Raw genomic sequence first — 20,800 nt, forward strand, 5'->3', positions numbered from 1 at the left:
AAACAGTACAATAAATGAACTTATGAAAATGATTCAAAGAGAGGAGGAACGAGCTTTTGAAAGGTTTAAAATCTTTATTCCTTGATCAGGAAGACATTCACTCGATTATTTCAGGTGTCCAAGAGGGATTGAAGGAACAACTTATTGCTGGACTATCTGGTTCATCAAGGACCGTTCTAACGGCTGCTATTTACGAGCAAATGAAAAGGCCGATACTCCTAGTTACCCACAATCTATTGCAAGCACAAAAACTCTATGAGGATATAGTAAATCTAGTAAATGAGGATGAAGTTTTTCTATTTCCAGCAAATGAACTAATTGCGGCCGAGATAAGTATTGCCAGTCCAGAGCTAAAGGCACAAAGGATTGAAGCTTTAAACCATTTTAGCAAAAAAGAAAAAGGGATTATCATTGTTCCTATCGCGGGGCTAAGAAAAGTCATTCCACCTAAAGAAATTTGGAGGAAGTACCAGCTGCCGTTTAAATTGGGTGATGATTTAGATGTAACAGAAGTAATGACTACTTTTGTTAAGATGGGTTATGTCCGGTCAGATATGGTTTCTACCCCAGGCGAGTTTAGTATTAGAGGCGGCATACTTGATATCTATCCACTAACGGAGACAAACCCAATTAGAATAGAATTATTTGATACTGAAATTGACTCTATCAGATATTTCTCTTTAGATGATCAGCGCTCCATTGAAAAAACAACAGAAGTTTTAATTGGTCCTGCTACAGAGGTTTTGTTAGAGGCGGAAGAATACAGCCGCGTCATTGGAAAATTAGAAGATGGATTGGCAAAGAGTCTGCGTAAGCTGAAGGACGATAAAGCAAAGATTCAGCTATCCCAGAATATTAGTTTTGAGCTTGAACAACTTAAAAACAATCAGAAGCCAGACCAAGTATTTAAATATCTTTCACTAGCATATGAAGGCGGTACTAGTTTACTAGACTATTTACCCCATCATGGAATGGTATTTATTGATGAAATTAGCCGTGTTCATGAAATGAATGAATCCTTAATTAAAGAAGAAGCAGAGTGGTATACATCCTTGCTTAGTGAAGGTCAAATTATTCATGATTTGACTATTTCTCATGATTTAGCGCCGATGCTTCAGAAAAAGAAGTTTCCGATTCTTTATATGAGTTTGTTCCTTCGTCATGTCGCGAATACAAGTCCACAAAATATTATTAATGTTTCATGTAAACAAATGCAAAATTTCCATGGTCAAATGCACTTACTAAAAGCAGAAATTGACAGATGGAAAAAAGGGAATTATTCGATTCTATTTTTAGGACCTGATAGCGATAGAGTAAAAAAGTTAGAACGTGTTTTAGAGGATTATGATATCGAAGCTTCTATTAATCGAGACGGTCAACAGTTGTTACCAGGCAGAGTGCAGATTATGAAGGGCAACCTGCAAACGGGATTTGAGCTTTCCATTCAGAAGATAGCTGTCATTACGGAAGAAGAGATTTTTAATAAACGTGTCAAAAAGTCAGTCAGCAGACAGAAGCTTTCAAATGCTGAAAGAATTAAGAGTTATTCAGAACTTAAAATTGGTGATTATGTTGTCCATGTAAATCATGGGATAGGAAAGTATTTAGGAATTGAAACACTCGTTATTAATGGTGTACATAAAGACTATCTCCATATCCGCTATCATGGATCAGATAAGCTTTACGTCCCAGTGGAACAAATTGACCTCGTCCAAAAATATGTAGCTGCTGAGGGCAAAGAGCCGAAAATTTATAAACTCGGCGGCAGTGATTGGAAAAAGGTGAAAAAGAAAGTTCAATCTTCTGTTCAAGACATTGCCGACGATTTAATTAAGCTTTATGCAGAACGTGAAGCTGCAGTTGGGTATGCCTTCTCCCCTGACGGTGATATGCAAAGAGAGTTTGAAACAGCTTTTGCCTATCAGGAAACAGAAGACCAACTCCGGTCTATCCATGAGATTAAAAAGGATATGGAAAGACCTAGACCGATGGATCGATTGCTTTGTGGTGATGTGGGCTATGGAAAAACTGAGGTCGCTATTCGAGGTGCCTTCAAAGCAATTGCAGACGGTAAGCAAGTTGCCCTTCTTGTACCCACAACCATTTTGGCACAACAGCATTATGAAACAATGAGGGAAAGATTCCAGGACTACCCGATTAATATAGGCTTGTTAAGTCGTTTTCGCTCGAAAAAGCAGCAGACCGAAACGATAAAAGGATTAAAAGCAGGTACAATTGATGTGGTGGTTGGAACACACCGGATCCTTTCGAAGGATATTATCTATCGTGATTTAGGTTTGCTAATCATTGATGAAGAGCAAAGATTTGGAGTTACCCATAAAGAGAAAATAAAGAGGCTAAAAACAAACATTGACGTTTTAACGTTAACGGCAACACCGATACCGAGAACGCTTCATATGTCGATGCTTGGCGTTCGTGATTTGTCTGTTATTGAAACACCACCAGAGAACCGTTTTCCTGTTCAAACGTATGTAATGGAATACAATGGATCGCTTGTCAGAGAGGCCATTGAGCGGGAATTGGCACGCGACGGACAAGTTTACTTTTTATATAACCGAGTGGAGGATATTGAACGGAAGGCAGAAGAAATTTCGATGCTCGTCCCAGATGCACGTGTTATCTGTGCACATGGACAAATGTCAGAAAATGAATTGGAATCTGTCATGCTGAGCTTTTTATCCGGAGAATTTGATGTTCTTGTGAGTACAACCATCATTGAAACAGGGGTAGATATTCCAAACGTTAATACATTGATTGTCTATGACGCAGATAAAATGGGGCTTTCACAGCTTTATCAGCTCCGCGGTCGTGTGGGAAGGTCAAATCGTGTGGCCTATGCTTATTTTACGCATCGTAAGGACAAAGTGTTGACGGAAGTGGCAGAAAAGCGCCTGCAGGCTATTAAAGAATTTACTGAGTTAGGATCTGGTTTTAAAATTGCCATGCGTGACCTATCTATTAGGGGTGCGGGTAATTTACTAGGGGCACAACAGCACGGTTTTATAGACTCAGTAGGATTTGATCTCTATTCACAAATGCTAAAAGAAGCAATCGAAGAAAGAAGAGGAGATTTGAAGGCAGAGCAAAAGGCAACGGTGGAAATAGATTTAGAAATCGATGCGTATATTCCTGACACGTACATTAAAGATGGTCATCAAAAAATTGAAATGTATAAGCGTTTTAGAGGGATACAAATGGTAGAGGATATTGAAGAACTTCAATCAGAAATGCTTGACCGGTTTGGTGAATACCCTGAAGAAGTCGATTTTCTCTTCCAAGTAGCAGAAATGAAGGTTTATGCATTACTTTCAGGAGTTGAAATGATAAAGCAGGTAAAACAAGAAGTAACCATTTTAGTAAATGAACAGGCAAGCAGTATGATTGATGGTCAAAAGGTATTTGCCATTAGCAGTAAATACCCAAGAATCATTGGGTTAGGTATGGAAGGCAAGAAACTTAAAATGACGATTCAAATTAAAGGAACCGAGGCTCCCCACTGGCTAAATATAGCATTTGAACTGATTAAAGGTCTTCAATCAGCAAAGAAGGGTCAAGAGAATCCTGTCTAAATCGTATATTGCATTTTACTTTAAAGGATGATTTTCCTATTTGTGAAAAAATATTATGAATGTGTATAGAACTTTCCAGTTGAAAGATACTAAGTTCAAAGTTGGTAGCGATTATCAAAGCATTAGCGCCTTGTACATATCAATACCAAGTTAGTTAAAATCATCAGATGAAAGTGAGGCAACATTGGATGAAAGCAACTGGAATAGTTCGTCGAATTGATGATTTAGGTCGTGTTGTCATTCCGAAAGAAATACGCAGAACCCTGCGTATCCGTGAGGGGGATCCGTTAGAGATCTTTGTCGATCGGGATGGAGAAGTCATTTTAAAGAAGTATTCACCTATCAGCGAGTTAAGCGATTTTGCCAAAGAATATGCAGAAGCCCTATTTGACAGCCTCGGAAACCCGGTTTTAATTTGTGATAGAGACACTTATATTGCATTAGCAGGTAGTTCGAAAAAAGATTATTTAAGTAAAAATATAAGCGATTTAGTGGAAAAAACCATGGAAGATCGTAATTCAGTTCTCGTTACCCAACAAGGTGATATTGCCTTAGCAGATGGGAATGATGAAACCATCTCATCTTACACAATTGGACCCATCATTGCAAATGGCGATCCAATTGGAGCAGTAATCATTTATGCAAAAGAAGGTACACTTGGTGAGGTTGAGAAAAAGGCAGTTGAAACGGCTGCTGGATTTTTAGCCAGACAAATGGAATCCTAAAACTAATACTATACGCACAAATAAAAGAGGCAGGGATTCCTGTCTTTTTTATTTGTTTACTATGATATAATACTTTCGAGTTTAGGTTTACATAAGGAGATACGAAATGAAGCCCGTAAATCAATCGAAGGCTCTTTTTAGGGGGGCTTTTATTTTAGCCATTGCGGCACTGATAACAAAAATCCTAAGTGCTGTCTACAGGATCCCGTTTCAAAACATTGTCGGGGATGTTGGCTTTTACATATACCAACAAGTATACCCGTTTTATGGTCTAGCCATGGTGCTAGCGACAACAGGGTTTCCTGTCGTTCTATCTAAGCTTTACGCTGAACAGAGGGTTAAAAGTGACCATGAGAAAATTAGACGCCTTTTCTTCATATCATTTATCATTTTACAAATGTTCGGACTTATTTGTTTTCTTTTCCTATATTTTGGTGCGGATGATATTGCTCTATGGATGAATGATGAGCAGTTATCCATTTTATTGAGAGTAGTTTCCATCGTCTTTTTGCTCTTTCCCATTACTTCCATTCTAAGGGGATATTATCAAGGGAAGGGGGATATGGTGCCCACGGCTCTTTCACAAGTGGGTGAACAATTTATTCGGGCATTTACTATCCTCTTTTTAGCTTATACATTCACAAAGTTAGAATATTCACTGTATCTGGTCGGCGGTGGCGCCATGTTTGGATCCATTACCGGCGGTATGGTATCAGCGATTATTTTGTTTACATTCCTTTGGATTCGTAAAGAATGGAAAATAATTGCCCCAAGAAGAGGAATCCTCATTGGCAATTTTCGAGAGGTTGGCGTTATATTAAAGGCCTTAACGTTTCAAGGACTTACGATCTGTATTAGCGGAATGCTAATGATATTTATCCAAATGGCTGATTCTTTGAATCTATACTCCCTGCTTACAGAAAATGGTTATGAGAGGGATTTGGCAAAAAGCATAAAGGGAATATTTGACCGTGGGCAGCCCTTGATTCAGTTAGGCACGATTGTTGCTGCTTCGATGTCCTTATCTCTTGTTCCGTTAATAACAAGTGCAAGAATAAAAAAAGACACTGTATTCTTAAACGATAAAATTCAGTTAGCTCTTAGGGTAAGTATCGTCATTGGTGTAGGAGCCTCTGTTGGTCTTTGGACAATTATTGAACCAGTCAATATTATGTTGTTTGAAAATAGTGCTGGTTCCTCGGTGTTAGGAATGCTAAGCTTTGTCATTCTACTATGCTCAATCATTACTACGATTATTGCGATTATGCAGGGTTTAGGGTCATTACTTTTTCCAGCAGCAGCAGTCCTTGCTACATTCCCTTTAAAGTATGGTCTAAATGCTATATTCGTCCCGCGATTTGGAACAGTGGGTGCTGCTTATGCTACCCTTATCACCTTAGCAATGGTGTGCTTGCTATTATTCATTAAATTTAATCGCATGCAATCCAATTTGCCTAGAACGTATCGTTTCCTAGTCCCTGTTTTAGTAGCAGCTTTTATGATGGTGTTATTTTTAAAAGGCTATTTAGCCTTAACGGATAGGATTACGATTCCAAATGGAACTGAAAGAGTAATGGCAACAATCCAGGCACTTGGTGGTGTCTCTTCTGGAGGCTTTCTGTTCTTATTTATTATCGTCAGAGGGGGAGTCTTTTTGGAAAAGGAACTCTCATTATTTCCATTCGGGAGCAAATTACGTCTTTTAATATCGAGAAAGAATAGGAGTTAAAATAATATGGGCAAATCAATTGAGATTCTCGGCTTGGGGGCAGGAGACCTTGAACAGCTCCCCTTTGGTGTTTATAAGAAACTAACGAAGGCAAATCATGTTTATTTAAGGACAAAAGAACATCCAGTAGTCATGGAGTTAGAAAAAGAGAAATTTCAGTATTCATCCTTTGATTTGGTATATGAAAAGCATGACCAGTTCGAAGAGGTCTATCAGGAAATTGTCCAAACCTTACTAGAAAAGGCAAAAACAGAGCAGGTAGTTTATGCGGTTCCTGGTCATCCTCTCGTTGCTGAGCGGACAGTACAATTGCTTTTGGAAAATGGCCCTAAAGAGGGTGTTGAGATTTTGATAGGCGGCGGTCAAAGTTTTGTGGATGCCCTTTTTCAGTCATTAAAAATTGATCCTGTCGATGGTTTCCAATTACTTGATGGGACTTCACTTCATTCCAGCCAGCTGCAAATTGACCAGCATATGTTTATTAGCCAAGTCTATGATCAATTTGTAGCGTCTACTATAAAGCTGACACTTATGGAAAGGCTTCCTGATGAGTATGAGGTTGTCATTGTGACAGCAGCAGGGAGCAGTAATGAACGAATAGAGCGGGTGCCTTTATACGAGTTGGATCGAAAGGTAACCGTTAATAACCTCACTTCTGTCTATGTTCCTCCTGTAAAGGATGAGCTACTTATGCTAAAAAACTTCTCAAAGCTACGGGAAATTATTGCTACTTTAAGAGGTCCAAACGGCTGTCCTTGGGATAAGGAACAAACACATGAGTCCTTAAAAAAATACTTAATTGAGGAAACATTTGAGGTCATCGAGGCGATTGACAGTGGTGATATTGATCATTTGGTCGAAGAGCTTGGGGATGTTTTACTACAAGTACTGCTTCATGCCCAGATTGGTGAGGATGAAGGCTATTTTGCCATTGAAGATGTAATTGAGGTCCTTTCAGCGAAGATGATTCGCAGACATCCACATGTTTTTGGTGATAAACAAGCAGTGGATTCAAAAGAAGTTCTGCGTAACTGGCAGGAAATTAAAAGGCAGGAAAAAGGTGAGACAGAAGGCTCATTGCTTGATGGCATCTCCAAGTCAATGCCTAATTTAATAAGAGCATACGATATTCAGAAGAAAGCGGCAAAAGTTGGCTTTGATTGGCAGGAAATAACACCTGCTTTGGAGAAAGTGAAAGAAGAGCTTGATGAATTTGAGCGTGAGATTAAGGAGCAGAGCCTAGTTAATGCAAAAAAAGAATTTGGAGATATTCTGTTTGCCTTTGTCAATGTTGCAAGGTTTTTAGAGATTCATCCGGAAGAGGCATTATTTGAGACGAATGAAAAGTTTATTCGAAGGTTTCAATTTATTGAAGCAAAAGTAAAGAAGAGTAACAAGCCGATTGAGGCTTATACCTTAGAGGAACTTGATCAGTTTTGGGATGAAGCAAAAGCTAACGGACTCTAGAATTGGGGGATAATCATGAGATTAGATAAATATTTAAAAGTATCCAGATTAATTAAAAGAAGAACGCTTGCAAAAGAAGTTTCAGACCAAGGGAGAATTCTTATCAATGGGAAAGAAGCAAAAGCAAGCTCAACAGTCAAAGTGGGCGACGAGCTAACGATCCGCCTTGGACAAAGATTGGTTACAGCAAGAATTGACCAAATCCAAGATACTACTCGAAAAGAAGCAGCAGCTGAAATGTATACGATTATTAAAGATGAACGAATCGGCGAATCACAGTTCTAAAGGCGCACGAGCGAAAAGGCTTGTTCTAATTCATTTACCCTTCACATAAAATTGTAATAAATGGTTGTACAAATGATTGTGAGGGATGAATAATGAGCCAATATTATGAAACAAACTCTGTCAAAAGTACTGTTCCAGAGCATGATGTCATCATGAGAGGGAGAAAACTCCTCGATATAACGGGTGTTAAACAGGTAGAAAGCTTTGATAATGAGGAATTCTTATTGGAAACCTCCATGGGCTTTTTAGCGATTAAAGGGCAAAACCTGCAAATGAAGAACCTCGATGTTGAAAAAGGAATTGTCTCCATTAAAGGAAAGATATTTGACTTAGTTTACTTAGATGAGCAGCATGGGGAGAAGGCTAAAGGATTCTTTAGCAAGTTATTCCGATGACACTCACCACTCAATTCCTTACCATGCTTTCGATGATTGGAATGGGTTCGCTATTTGGGGCAATGTTTGATACCTATCAGCGTTTCATAGACCGGCCTAACCGAAAGTCGTGGATTGTTTTTTTTAATGACTTGTTATTTTGGGTCATTCAAGCACTAATCATCTTTTATATCTTATTCCTTGTTAACAATGGAGAATTACGTTTTTACATTTTCGTTGCCCTTCTTTGTGGATTTGCTGCTTATCAAGGTTTATTTAAAGGTATTTATTTAAAATTACTCGAAATGATGATAAATACCGTAATAGCGATTTACCGATTTATGAGAAAGGCTTTCCAGCTGATTATCTATAAACCTGTCCTTGGCCTGTTCCAATTGGTTATTTCGATTATCATCCTAATTGGCAGGGGGCTTTATTCCCTTGTCCAATTTGTTTTAAAGGTTTTATTATTTGTTCTTAAGGTCATTTGGGTACCATTTGTAAAAATAATATTAATTATATGGAAACTTTTGCCGAAAGGTATTAAAAAATACGTCGAGAAGTTATATAATAAAACGGCAGGAATTTTTATGGAAATCAAGAATTATTTACTAAAGATAATTAAAAAGTTGAAAAAACCAAAAAAGTAAGGAGGGATGGGAAATGAGTTCGGCTAAGGAAAAGAACATAGCAAAAATTCAATCAACATTTGTCCACCAACAAGAAATTGCAGAGATTGCTTCAGCTAGGAAAAAGAAATTACTGTTTAGAAGACTTTTCTTATTTTTAGTATTTGCTTCTGTCATGTCCTATTTAATGATTACTAGCTTTATTTCCCAATCCTCAACTTTAGATAAAAAAATAGAACAAAAGAGACAGTTGGATCATCAATTGTCAGAGTTAAAAAAACAACAGGAAATTCTCAAAGAGGATATTGTTAAATTAAATGATGATGAGTACCTTGCAAAGCTAGCTCGAAAAGAATATTTTTTCTCTGAAAACGGCGAAATTATCTTTAATATCCCTGAAGAAAAAACCAGGAAAAATACGAATTAGTAGTCTTATTGACACTTATTTTTGCTATTTTGTATAATGTAAGATAAGTATGATTTTTTTAATTCTTAAGGAGGAAAATTCTTTTTATGTCAATCGAAGTAGGCAGCAAGTTACAGGGGAAGGTAACAGGAATTACAAATTTCGGAGCGTTTGTGGAGCTATCTAATGGCTCAACTGGACTCGTGCACATCAGTGAGGTTGCTGACAATTATGTGAAAGATATCAATGACCATCTTAAAGTGGGTGACCAAGTAGAAGTTAAAGTCATCAATGTTGGGAAAGATGGAAAAATTGGACTCTCCATAAAAAAGGCAAAAGATAAACCAGAGGCGCCGCAAAAATCCTATTCACAATCGAACTCACATTCACACCGTCCTCGTCAGTCCAGGTCTAACGATCGGAATACTCCTAGAGTAGAAACGTTTGAGTCAAAAATGACGAAGTTTTTAAAAGATAGTGAGGATCGTTTAACTTCATTAAAACGTCATACAGAATCGAAGCGTGGCGGAAGAGGAGCTAAAAGAAGTTAACTTGCTGTTTATTGCTTCTAACAAAGCAGACATATAAAAAATGCCTATTTAAGACAGGTCGGGCGACTTGTCTTTTTTGTATAGGTTCTGTTATAACAGAATGTTGATTTCACTCTGTTCGAAAAATAAGCGGAGAAATTCCGTCTATATTGGGAAATACCCATATTTCCCTTAAAATAAGCGGAGTTTTTCCGGTTATCCGATCCAAATCGATGAATTTTGTCTTATTTAGAGAAGTTAAGCGGAATATCTCCGCTTATATCTGCTTCTAAAGCCTCCACTATATACAATAACCGGAAATTCTCCGCTTATGAATTCTTATACCTACACGAAAATCAACAATAAATAATATCAGAGCCGTTGTATAAAAAAAAGCATCGATTACATCGATGCTTTTCGTTATAGCGGCGGAGGGGATCGAACCCCCGACCTTACGGGTATGAACCGTACGCTCTAGCCAGCTGAGCTACACCGCCATGTGTTTAAGACACAAGTTATATAATACATAGGATAAATCAAGGTGTCAATGAATTTTTAGGATAATAAAAATTTTATTCCCCATTCCGACATATCCTATATTTGTAAACATTATTTGAATGAATATAGTGAAAACCGTCGAACGAAACTTTCTGACTATTCACTAATTTGACAAAATTTTAAGTCTATTAATTTTATAATAGTTTTCAACGAGAATTAATAGAGGAGAGTGACTTATGGAAAAGCTAGAACGGAGTTTACTAGAACCGGTCGGAGAGTTGAACTTTCGATCTTCTAAATGGTCTTGGGAGACTATCTTAAAAAAATTCCAGTTAAAAGTTGAATCCTTCTTGTTAATAAAGGGTTATCTTTTACTTTTGGTAGGTTTCTTACTTGGAAGAGCATTGATCTTGTCCACGCTTGCTCCCTTTAGCTTGCCATTTTTCGCTGCCGTCTTTTTAGTAAAAAGAGATCGTTCGCCCCTCGCGTTAGTAGGGTTGGTTGCAGGTGCAGCAACTGTCTCCTTAAAGAACGCAGCCTTTACCTTTTTGGTATCCGTTCTCTTTTTAGTTATTTATCGGATTAGTGAGAAGTGGATAAAAAATGAAATGAGAATGATTCCTTTTTTTGTGGCCATCATTCTTGGGATAGGGAAGCTAGCCGAGGCTTTTATTATTTCTAGACAATTGTCATTATATGACGTACTGATGGTTGGTGTTCAGGCAAGTTTAGCTTTTATCCTAACGCTCATTTTTTTACAGAGTATTCCCTTGTTAATTTTAAACAAGCGCAGACAAATGTTAAAAACAGAGGAAATTGTTTGCTTAATTATCATGCTTGCTTCGATTTTGACCGGAACAATCGGCTGGAAAATTTATGATTTATCACTTGAACATATTATGTCCCGCTATCTCGTTTTAGTATTTTCATTTATTGCTGGTGCCACAGTAGGTTCGACTGTAGGTGTCGTAACAGGGTTAATTTTTAGTCTTGCTAGTGTTTCAAGTTTTTATCATATGAGCTTACTTGCCTTTTCTGGGGTATTAGGCGGTTTATTAAAAGAAGGGAAAAAAATAGGTGTTGCGATTGGTTTATTTATTGCAACACTATTAATTGGGATGTATGGACAGGAAGGCGGTTCAGGCTCTTTAACCACGACACTATTAGAATCCGCTGCAGCGATTTTCCTTTTTTTATTAACACCTCAGCTATTTACCTCAAAATTGGCCAAATATATTCCCGGCACACCAGAGTACACAAGTGAACAGCAAAAATACATGAGGAAAATGCGTGATGTAACAGCACAAAGAGTCGCCCAATTTTCAAATGTCTTTCATGCTCTATCAAAAAGTTTTTCACAGATGGAAGTAAAACCTAGTGATAATGAACATGAACGTGAAATGGATTATTTTATGAGCCATGTTACCGAAAAAACATGTAATACATGCTTTAAGAAGGAACAATGCTGGGCAAAGAATTTTAATACAACCTATGGCTATATGGAGGAGATTATTCATGAAATGGACCAAAATCAGGGAATAGTCTCGCAAAAGCTTTCTAGAGAATGGGACAAACACTGCACGCGCTCAAAAAGAGTGTATGAAGCGGTTCAGCAGGAATTAACATTTTTTCAAGCAAACCAAAAATTAAAGAAACAAGTACAAGAAAGTAGAAAACTAGTAGCCGATCAACTTCTTGGTGTATCAGAGGTCATGGATAACTTTGCAAAGGAAATTCAGCGCGAAAGAGAGAATCATCATAAGCAGGAAGAACAAATTATGGAGGCAATTCAGGCCTTCGGTATTCATGTTGAACATGTTGAGATATATAGTCTTGAGTCAGGGAATGTGGATATAGAAATGTCTGTGCCGTTCTGTAATGGGCATGGTGAGTGTGAAAAATTAATCGCCCCGATGCTGTCGGATATTCTTGGTGAACAAATTATCGTAAGCTCTGAAGAATGTGCAGCATACCCGAATGGCTTCTGCCATGTAGTGTTTCGATCATCAAAAGCCTATGCCATTGAAACAGGAATGGCTCATGCAGCGATGGATGGCGGTTTTGTATCAGGTGACAGCTATTCAACGATGGAATTAGGATTAGGGAAATTTGCGATTGCGATTAGTGATGGCATGGGAAATGGTGAAAGAGCTCATTATGAAAGTAAAGAGACGCTACAACTTCTACAAAAAATACTGCAATCTGGAATTGAAGAAAAAGTCGCGATAAAATCAGTGAATTCGATTCTTTCCCTTCGGACGACAGATGAAATCTTTTCGACATTAGATTTAGCCATGATTGACCTGCAGAATGCATCAGCGAGATTTCTCAAGATTGGTTCAACCCCTAGTTTTATCAAAAGGGGAAATAAAGTAATCAAAATTCAGGCAAGTAATTTACCAATCGGTATGTTAGAAGAATTTGAAGTCGATGTGGTTAGTGAGCAATTAAAAGCAGGCGATTTACTAATCATGATGAGTGATGGAATCTTTGAAGGTCCCAAGCATGTGGAAAATTATGATTTATGGATGAAACGAAAAATTCAAGAACTCCAAACCGATGATCCACAGGAAATATCAGATTTAATCTTGGAAGAGGTTATTCGCGCGCGGGATAACTTAATTGGAGATGATATGACCATTGCGGTGGCAAAAATAAAACATAATACACCCAAATGGGCAAGTATTCCGATTACAAAGATGAAGAAAAGAGCGTAATCAACTATTTTATCCAGTCTATTCTTTATTATGTATAAATCCCCTTCACCGTGTCGAGAATGGAAGTAACTCGAAAAAGTGGAGGGAGAATGAGTATGTATACAGGGAAAATTCGTCAGATTCTATTACTAACAGACGGCTGTTCTAATCAAGGAGAGGATCCCATTGCCATGGCTGCACTTGCAAAGGAACAAGGCATATCTGTAAATGTAATCGGTGTAATGGAACAGGATGTAATTGATGAAAAGGGATTGACAGAAATTGAAGGAATAGCGATGTCTGGCGGTGGAGTCAGTCAAATTGTTTATGCTCAACAACTCTCACAAACCGTTCAGATGGTGACGCGAAAAGCGATGACCCAAACAATCCAGGGTGTAGTAAATCGAGAATTACAGCAAATTCTTGGTCGATCACAGACCATTGAAGATCTTCCTCCAGAAAAAAGGGGAGAAGTAATGGAAGTAGTCGATGAACTTGGAGAAACTGTCGAATTAGAGGTGTTGATTCTTGTCGATACAAGCGCAAGTATGAAACACAAGCTTCCTACTGTTAAAGAAGCTCTACTTGACCTTTCTCTAAGCTTGAATGCACGGACGGGTGATAATCAGTTTGCTGTTTTTGTATTTCCCGGGAAAAAGAATGATGTCGAAAAAATTCTAGATTGGACGCCAAAGTTACAAACTTTGACAAGTATCTTCTCCCAGCTTACAACAGGAGGGATTACTCCAACTGGACCTGCCATTCGAACAGCACTATCCTCATTTAGTTCAAAACGTTCATTAAGGAGTCTTTTGAATAGTGATGATGAATCATTCCTTGAAGAGTCGATGTAGGGTTGCACCTGGTACTGTAATAACGGGGAAATGGCATTCAAATAAATATACAATTCTAAAGGAATTAGGATATGGAGCAAACGGCATTGTCTATCTTGCAAAGTTTAAGAATACGCAAGTAGCATTAAAGATGAGTGATAATGGAATGTCGATTACCTCTGAGGTAAACGTATTAAGGTCGTTTGCGAAGGTCCAAGGGTCAACCCTCGGACCTTCTTTGCTTGATGTGGACGATTGGAAAAGTAATCAAGGTCAAATTTCCTTCTATGCAATGGAATATATTCAAGGTCCTGATTTATTGACCTTTATCCAAAATACAGGTAAAGCATGGACCACTGTTCTCTTCCTACAATTATTAAATGATTTGAATAAGCTCCATGAAAACGGCTGGGTTTTTGGGGATTTAAAGCCAGAAAACCTCATTGTTACAGGCCCAACCCCAAGGATTAGATGCATTGATGTCGGTGGGACAACGCTAAAAGGAAGAGCCATTAAGGAATTTACTGAGTTTTATGACCGTGGGTATTGGGGATTAGGAACGAGAAAAGCAGATCCAGCCTATGATTTATTTGCAGTTGCGATGATTATGATTAATACAGCCTATCCCAAACGGTTTAATAAGACAACAGGAGGGATTTCGCAGCTTAGAGAAGCAATTAGAAAACAAAAGGAATTACTTCCATTAGAAAGAGTGATTGTAAAAGCACTGCAAGGGCAGTATTCAAATGCACTTCACATGAGAACAGAATTATTGACGTTAGTCATCGATAAAAAAACCCCTGAATCTCATACTAAAGCAGCTGTTACCAATACCAATACAAACACCAACAGCACCATGCAAAAACAAAAGATAAACCAGGCTGGAACACAACAACCTAAATCCCGGCAGAATTACCGAAGAAAAAAGAAAAAAAGTCGCTGGATGGAAACCATCATTATCACAATTTTCCTCGCACTTTTATACCTTTTGTATATTTTTCAAAAACTTCTTTAATTTTTGAAACTAAACGCCAAACATTTCGTATAAAAGGGAATAAGAAAAGCGGAAGGACACTAGCCGCTAGGGCTGCTTGCGCTGGACAGTAATCTAAGTTCAAAAAACTTTCTTATTTTTTTAAAAAAAGGCCTAATCAATTAGGTCTTTGTTTTTGATACTTTTGTTCCAAAAGTGGTAAGCTAGTGATATTCAATTTTTTAAAAAGAAATTAACTTAAGGAAGAATGCAAAATGTTAGAAACCAAGGTAGCTTCCTTTCTAGATCATCACTCATTTATTATGCAAAACAAAAAAATGGTGGTGGGTGTTTCGGGTGGTCCAGATTCTCTGGCAATGCTGCACTACCTGTGGGGACAAAAAGAAAAGAATAATCTTTCTATTGTAGCAGCGCATGTTGATCATATGTTTCGTGGTCAAGAGTCATTTGAGGATGCAATGTTCGTAAAAAAATATTGTGAACAAAAAGGCATCCCTTTTGAAATGGCACAAATTAATGTTCCAGAGATAATTGAGCAAACAAAGAAAAACTCACAAGTGGCATCAAGACAAGCAAGATACGGATTTTTTGAAGAAATTATGGTTAAATACGATTATAACTATTTAGCCCTTGGCCACCATGGAGATGACCAGGTGGAAACGATTCTAATGAGAATGACAAGAGGAAGTTCTGGTGCAGCAAGAGCAGGGATCCCATTTTTAAGACCTTTTGGAAACGGATTTATTTTTCGCCCGTTTTTATCCTTAACAAAAGAAGAACTTGCTGATTATTGTCAGAAGCAAAGTTTGGTACCAAGAATCGACCCAAGTAACAAAAAAAATATTTATAGTAGGAATCGCTTTCGTAAAGAAGTTCTTCCTTTTTTAAAAGCAGAAAATCAGCATGTTCATGAGCATTTTCAGCGTTTTAGTGAAGATATCCAAAATGATGAAATACTTCTTCAGGAATTAACTGTCCAAAGAATGAATAAAGTAATGAAAATGAGTGAAGACAATAAGGTTACCATTGACATTATCCCATTTTTAGAAGTGCCAATTCCTTTACAAAGAAGAGGGATTCAACTAATATTAAACTATCTTTACAAAGTAATACCTATGTCACTTTCTGCTTTACATATTGATCATGTTCTATTTTTAATTCGACATCATCATCCGTCTGGAACTCTTGATTTTCCTAACGGTTTGAAAGTTATTCGAACTTATTCCAAACTTTCGTTCCAATTTGAAGTAGAAGAGGTTTCTCCCTATTCCTTTGAGTTGTCAGGACCTAGTGGGATTGTACTACCTAACGGGGCAAGTGTAAGAATGGATGTCATTGTTGAAAAGGAAAACATTGTAACAAAGGGATGTTATGCAATATTTCCCGCGGACAAGGTTAACCTGCCCATCAAGATTCGAACCAGAAAAATAGGGGATCGCATGGATCTAAAAGGAATGTCAGGAACGAAAAAGCTAAAAGACATTTTTATCGATAGTAAAATTCCTATTCAGGATCGAGATACATGGCCTGTTATTACTGACAGTAATGGGCGGATTATATGGCTTCCTGGCATAAAGAAATCTGCAATCGAAGGCATGAATCATTCAACAAGTCAGTATATACTACTCACATATATTAAGTAATGATCTTCTAGGAGGCACAATTGATGATGAACCAGGATATTGAAAAGGTGTTAGTTTCAGAAGCGGAAATTCAGGAAAAGATTAAGGTATTGGCAGCGGAATTAACGGAGGAATATAAAGATAGTGTCCCTCTTGCAATTTGCGTTCTAAAGGGTGCAATGCCATTTATGGCTGATTTACTAAAACGTATGGATTGCTATCTGGAAATGGATTTTATGGATGTATCAAGCTATGGATCTGGCTTTGTTTCTTCAGGAGAAGTGAAAATCCTAAAGGATTTAGATACTTCTGTTGAAGGAAGGGACATCTTAATCATTGAGGATATCATTGATAGCGGCTTAACATTAAGCTATCTCGTTGATTTATTCCGTTACCGGAAGGCAAAGTCAATCAAAATTGTAACCTTACTTGACAAACCAACAGGAAGGAAGAGTGCAATTAAAGCAGATTACGTTGGTTTTATTGTCCCAGACGAATTTGTGGTTGGATACGGTTTAGATTATCTCGAAAAATACCGTAATCTTCCATATATTGGTGTTTTGAAACCTGAAGTATATAGCAATAATCTTTAAGCGAAACTATAACAAGAGTAATTTGAGAATTGGAATGATTTTCTATGATACTATCTAAAAAAGTGTTTATCGTGGGAGGAGGTAAGAGATGAATCGGATTTTCCGTAATACCATCTTTTATTTATTGATATTTTTAGTCATAATCGGCGTGGTAAGTTTCTTTAATGGCAGCAACGAACCTACGGACAACATTTCCTATAATGAGTTTGTAACTCATTTAGAAAAGGATGAAGTGAGTTCATTTTCTATGCAGCCTGAACGTGGTGTGTTCGAGGTTCGGGGGCAGTTTGAAAAAGGGATAAAAGACGGTAAGAACTTTTTAACGTACGTTCCTAACAGTGAAAAGATCTTAGAGCGTATTGATGCGGCAGGTTCGAAGGTAGAAGTTATGCCTGCTAAGGAAACTAGTGGATGGGTAACATTCTTTACTTCCATCATTCCATTTGTAATCATCTTTATCCTATTCTTCTTCTTATTAAACCAGGCTCAAGGCGGCGGCAGCCGTGTGATGAACTTCGGTAAGAGTAAAGCTAAGCTTTATAATGATGATAAGAAGAAAGCTCGATTTAAAGATGTAGCAGGTGCTGATGAAGAAAAACAAGAGCTAGTCGAAGTAGTAGAATTCCTAAAAGATCCTCGGAAATTTGCGGAACTTGGCGCCCGTATTCCAAAAGGAGTACTTCTTGTTGGTCCTCCAGGTACAGGTAAAACTTTACTTGCGCGTGCAGTAGCAGGTGAAGCTGGCGTTCCTTTCTTTTCTATTAGTGGTTCTGACTTTGTTGAAATGTTTGTTGGGGTCGGTGCATCTCGTGTACGTGACTTGTTTGAGAATGCTAAGAAAAATGCACCATGTATCATTTTTATCGATGAGATTGACGCTGTTGGTCGTCAACGTGGTGCCGGTTTAGGCGGCGGTCACGATGAACGTGAGCAAACCTTGAACCAATTATTAGTTGAGATGGATGGTTTCGGTGCAAATGAAGGAATCATCATCATTGCAGCGACTAACCGCCCAGATATTCTAGACCCTGCATTGCTTCGTCCGGGACGTTTTGACAGACAAATTACTGTTGACCGCCCAGATGTTAATGGTCGTGAAGCAGTCCTTAAAGTACATGCCAAGAACAAGCCATTAGATGAATCAGTGAACTTAAAGAATATCGCTATGCGTACACCTGGTTTCTCGGGTGCAGACTTAGAAAACTTATTAAATGAGGCAGCATTGGTTGCTGCACGTCAGAATAAGAAGAAAGTTGACATGGAAGATATTGATGAAGCTACAGATAGGGTTATTGCAGGCCCTGCGAAAAAGAGCCGCGTAATTTCTAAGAAAGAACGCAACATTGTAGCTTTCCATGAGGGCGGACATACAGTAATTGGTTTGGTTCTGAATGAGGCGGATATGGTTCATAAAGTTACGATCGTACCTCGTGGCCAAGCGGGTGGATATGCGGTTATGCTTCCAAGAGAAGACCGTTACTTTATGACCAAACCAGAATTACTTGATAAAATTGTTGGTTTATTGGGTGGACGTGTTGCCGAAGAGATTGTCTTTGGTGAAGTAAGTACGGGTGCGCACAATGACTTCCAACGTGCAACCGGAATTGCTCGTAAAATGGTTACTGAATATGGTATGAGTGACAAGCTGGGTGTTGGACAATTCGGTCAAGCATCTGGAGGTCAAGTTTTCTTAGGACGTGACATTCATAACGAACAAAACTATTCTGATGCTATTGCCTTTGAAATTGACCTGGAAATTCAACGGATTCTGAAAGAATGTTATGAAAGAGCTACAACCATTCTTACTGAGAATCGAGATAAACTAGATCTGATAGCCAAGACTCTTCTTGAAGTCGAAACGCTCAATGCAGAGCAAATTGAATACTTAATTCAAAATGGTCGTATGCCAGAGTCTGCTGCCGAGCTTGAAGAATCTAGACCAGTGGATATGAAGAAAATAGATGATGTAAAAGTAAATATCAGTTCAAAGAAGGACGAAGAATTAACGATCAATCCTTCAGATACAGAGGAAAAGTAAATGATTAAAAAGAGTGCTTTTAAAGAGCACTCTTTTTTCACGAAAAAAAGTAATTGTGATATGATATTTCCAGCGTGACTTAAGAAAAATCTTAAAAAGTGAGTGATTCTTTTGATTTTCGTATTTGATGTAGGGAATACAAATACTGTTTTAGGTGTATATAAAGGAGAAGAGCTTACCTATCACTGGCGTGTGGAAACAAACAGAAACCGAACAGAAGATGAATTTGGGATGATTATTAAATCCCTTTTTGATGCATCAGGTTTATCATTTTCGCAAATAGAGGGGATTATTATTTCTTCGGTTGTTCCACCGATCATGTTTGCACTTGAAAGAATGTGCAAGAAATATTTTAATCTTACTCCGCTTGTAGTAGGACCAGGAATGAAGACAGGGCTTAATATTAAGTATGAAAACCCTAGAGAAGTAGGAGCGGACCGTATTGTTAATGCGGTGGCTGCGATACACGAGTATGGCAGTCCATTGATTATTGTTGACTTTGGTACGGCAACTACTTATTGCTACATAAATGAACAGCGTCAATATATGGGTGGTGCGATTGCACCTGGGATTGGCATCTCTACAGAGGCATTGTATTCGAAGGCGGCAAAACTGCCTCGGATTGAGATTGCTCGGCCTGAAGGGATAATTGGTAAAAATACAGTTGCAGCTATGCAGGCTGGAATTGTCTATGGTTATGTGGGACAGGTTGAAGGTATTGTTAGAAGAATAATGGATCAGAGTGGACAAAGGCCGACAGTCATTGCAACAGGGGGATTAGCTCCTTTGATTGCTCAAGAATCCAAGATTATTGACATCGTCGATCCATTTTTAACGTTAAAAGGTTTGCAGCTAATCTATAAGAGAAATATGGATAATATAAAAGGTAGCAACTAGAAAGGAGATACATAATGACTGATTATTTAGTAAAGGCATTGGCCTACGATGGTCAAATTAGAGCGTATGCTGTACGTACGACAGAAGTAGTGTCCGAAGCACAGCGTCGACATCAAACATGGCGCACTGCTTCTGCTGCCCTAGGGCGCTCCCTAACTGCTGGTGTAATGATGGGGGCTATGTTGAAGGGTGAAGATAAATTAACCATTAAAATTGATGGAGGAGGGCCGATTGGGGTTATTCTTGTGGATAGTAATGCAAAAGGCGATGTCCGCGGCTATGTCACAAATCCCCAAGTTGACTTTGAAGCAAATGAACATGGGAAGTTAGATGTTCGCCGCGCGGTCGGCACTGACGGCACGTTATCGGTTGTTAAAGATACTGGTCTTCGTGATTTCTTCACGGGTCTCGTACCCATCGTATCCGGTGAATTAGGGGAAGACTTCACTTATTATTTTGCTACTTCAGAGCAGGTGCCTTCCTCTGTTGGAGTAGGTGTTTTGGTAAATCCTGATGATACCATTCTTGCAGCGGGTGGATTTATTTTTCAATTAATGCCTGGAACCAAAGAGGAAACGATTACTAAGGTAGAAGAGCGTCTAAAGACGATACCTCCCGTTTCAAATTTAGTACAACAGGGGCTTACTCCGGAAGAAATTCTGGAGGAGTTGTTTGGGAAGGACCAGGTTCATGTTCTAGAAAAAATGCCTGTGCAGTTTAAGTGTGTATGTTCCAAGAATCGCTTTGCTGATGCGATTGTCGGGTTAGGTCAAGGTGAAATTGAGGCTATGATTATTGAAGATGGACAAGCAGAGGCCCACTGCCATTTTTGTAATGAAAAATATCTATTCACAAAAGAAGAGCTAGAGGAATTAAAGAGCCAGGCAAAATAGT

The 20,800-nt window shown here is 38.3% G+C and carries 17 protein-coding genes and 1 tRNA gene; 17 read left to right on the forward strand and 1 reads right to left on the reverse strand.

Translation table 11 applies throughout. The features are described 5' to 3' along the window. Positions 1-56 precede the first annotated feature (56 nt). The 9 genes from mfd to BLR86_RS24195 all read left to right on the forward strand — a co-directional run bounded on the left by mfd (position 57) and on the right by BLR86_RS24195 (position 9,756). Positions 57-3,590, forward strand: coding sequence for a transcription-repair coupling factor (gene mfd, locus BLR86_RS24155; RefSeq protein WP_090767929.1), 3,534 nt, complete (start codon positions 57-59; stop codon positions 3,588-3,590). 188 nt (positions 3,591-3,778) lie between these two features. Then, entirely contained in the window at positions 3,779-4,315 is a 537-nt protein-coding gene (gene spoVT, locus BLR86_RS24160; RefSeq protein ID WP_090767931.1) for a stage V sporulation protein T, read from the forward strand. A 106-nt stretch (positions 4,316-4,421) separates the two neighbouring features. After that, on the forward strand, positions 4,422-6,044 hold the full coding sequence (locus BLR86_RS24165; protein ID WP_090767934.1) for a putative polysaccharide biosynthesis protein: 1,623 nt from the start codon (positions 4,422-4,424) through the stop codon (positions 6,042-6,044). 6 nt (positions 6,045-6,050) lie between these two features. Further along, positions 6,051-7,511, forward strand: a complete 1,461-nt coding sequence (mazG, locus tag BLR86_RS24170; protein ID WP_090767937.1) for a bifunctional methyltransferase/pyrophosphohydrolase YabN — start codon at positions 6,051-6,053, stop codon at positions 7,509-7,511. 15 nt (positions 7,512-7,526) lie between these two features. Continuing rightward, a complete protein-coding gene (locus BLR86_RS24175; protein ID WP_090767940.1) occupies positions 7,527-7,796 on the forward strand; it encodes an RNA-binding S4 domain-containing protein in 270 nt (89 codons plus the stop codon). A gap of 92 nt (positions 7,797-7,888) precedes the next feature. Beyond that, on the forward strand, positions 7,889-8,191 hold the full coding sequence (gene yabP, locus BLR86_RS24180; protein ID WP_090767943.1) for a sporulation protein YabP: 303 nt from the start codon (positions 7,889-7,891) through the stop codon (positions 8,189-8,191). Then, on the forward strand, positions 8,188-8,820 hold the full coding sequence (gene yabQ, locus BLR86_RS24185) for a spore cortex biosynthesis protein YabQ (protein ID WP_090767946.1): 633 nt from the start codon (positions 8,188-8,190) through the stop codon (positions 8,818-8,820). The genes yabP and yabQ overlap by 4 nt, the downstream gene beginning before the upstream one ends. 13 nt (positions 8,821-8,833) lie before the next feature. Further along, complete coding sequence (locus tag BLR86_RS24190; protein WP_090767949.1) at positions 8,834-9,226, forward strand: FtsB family cell division protein; 393 nt, start codon at positions 8,834-8,836, stop codon at positions 9,224-9,226. Positions 9,227-9,312: 86 nt separating this feature from the next. Next, positions 9,313-9,756, forward strand: coding sequence for a S1 domain-containing RNA-binding protein (locus BLR86_RS24195; protein ID WP_090767952.1), 444 nt, complete (start codon positions 9,313-9,315; stop codon positions 9,754-9,756). Positions 9,757-10,158: 402 nt separating this feature from the next. Here the strand turns inward: BLR86_RS24195 and BLR86_RS24200 are convergent. After that, positions 10,159-10,232, reverse strand: a tRNA-Met gene (locus BLR86_RS24200). 237 nt (positions 10,233-10,469) lie between these two features. Between BLR86_RS24200 and spoIIE the strand changes: the two genes are divergently transcribed. From spoIIE to hslO, 8 genes are all read left to right on the forward strand, one after another. Beyond that, positions 10,470-12,950, forward strand: a complete 2,481-nt coding sequence (gene spoIIE, locus BLR86_RS24205) for a stage II sporulation protein E (RefSeq protein ID WP_090767955.1) — start codon at positions 10,470-10,472, stop codon at positions 12,948-12,950. Positions 12,951-13,045: 95 nt separating this feature from the next. After that, the gene (locus BLR86_RS24210) at positions 13,046-13,783 is read left to right on the forward strand and encodes a VWA domain-containing protein (protein WP_090767958.1); all 738 of its coding nucleotides are present in this window, start codon (positions 13,046-13,048) and stop codon (positions 13,781-13,783) included. After that, on the forward strand, positions 13,752-14,777 hold the full coding sequence (locus BLR86_RS24215) for a protein kinase domain-containing protein (RefSeq protein ID WP_090767962.1): 1,026 nt from the start codon (positions 13,752-13,754) through the stop codon (positions 14,775-14,777). Before BLR86_RS24210 ends, BLR86_RS24215 begins: the two co-directional genes overlap by 32 nt. Positions 14,778-15,010: 233 nt before the next feature. Then, positions 15,011-16,399, forward strand: coding sequence for a tRNA lysidine(34) synthetase TilS (gene tilS / locus BLR86_RS24220; protein WP_090767966.1), 1,389 nt, complete (start codon positions 15,011-15,013; stop codon positions 16,397-16,399). 23 nt (positions 16,400-16,422) lie between these two features. Next, positions 16,423-16,971 (forward strand): hypoxanthine phosphoribosyltransferase, encoded by a 549-nt coding sequence (hpt, locus tag BLR86_RS24225; protein ID WP_090767969.1) that lies wholly within the window; start codon positions 16,423-16,425, stop codon positions 16,969-16,971. Positions 16,972-17,059: 88 nt separating this feature from the next. Further along, positions 17,060-19,009, forward strand: coding sequence for an ATP-dependent zinc metalloprotease FtsH (ftsH, locus tag BLR86_RS24230; RefSeq protein ID WP_090767972.1), 1,950 nt, complete (start codon positions 17,060-17,062; stop codon positions 19,007-19,009). 111 nt (positions 19,010-19,120) lie between these two features. Beyond that, positions 19,121-19,906: a type III pantothenate kinase gene (locus tag BLR86_RS24235; RefSeq protein WP_090767977.1), complete on the forward strand. Its 786-nt coding sequence runs from the start codon at positions 19,121-19,123 to the stop codon at positions 19,904-19,906. 14 nt (positions 19,907-19,920) lie between these two features. Further along, the gene (hslO, locus tag BLR86_RS24240) at positions 19,921-20,799 is read left to right on the forward strand and encodes an Hsp33 family molecular chaperone HslO (RefSeq protein WP_090767980.1); all 879 of its coding nucleotides are present in this window, start codon (positions 19,921-19,923) and stop codon (positions 20,797-20,799) included. The last annotated feature ends 1 nt before the right edge of the window (position 20,800 follow it).

The sequence above is a fragment of the Bacillus sp. OK048 genome, assembly GCF_900103525.1.
GTDB lineage: Bacteria > Bacillota > Bacilli > Bacillales > Cytobacillaceae > Neobacillus.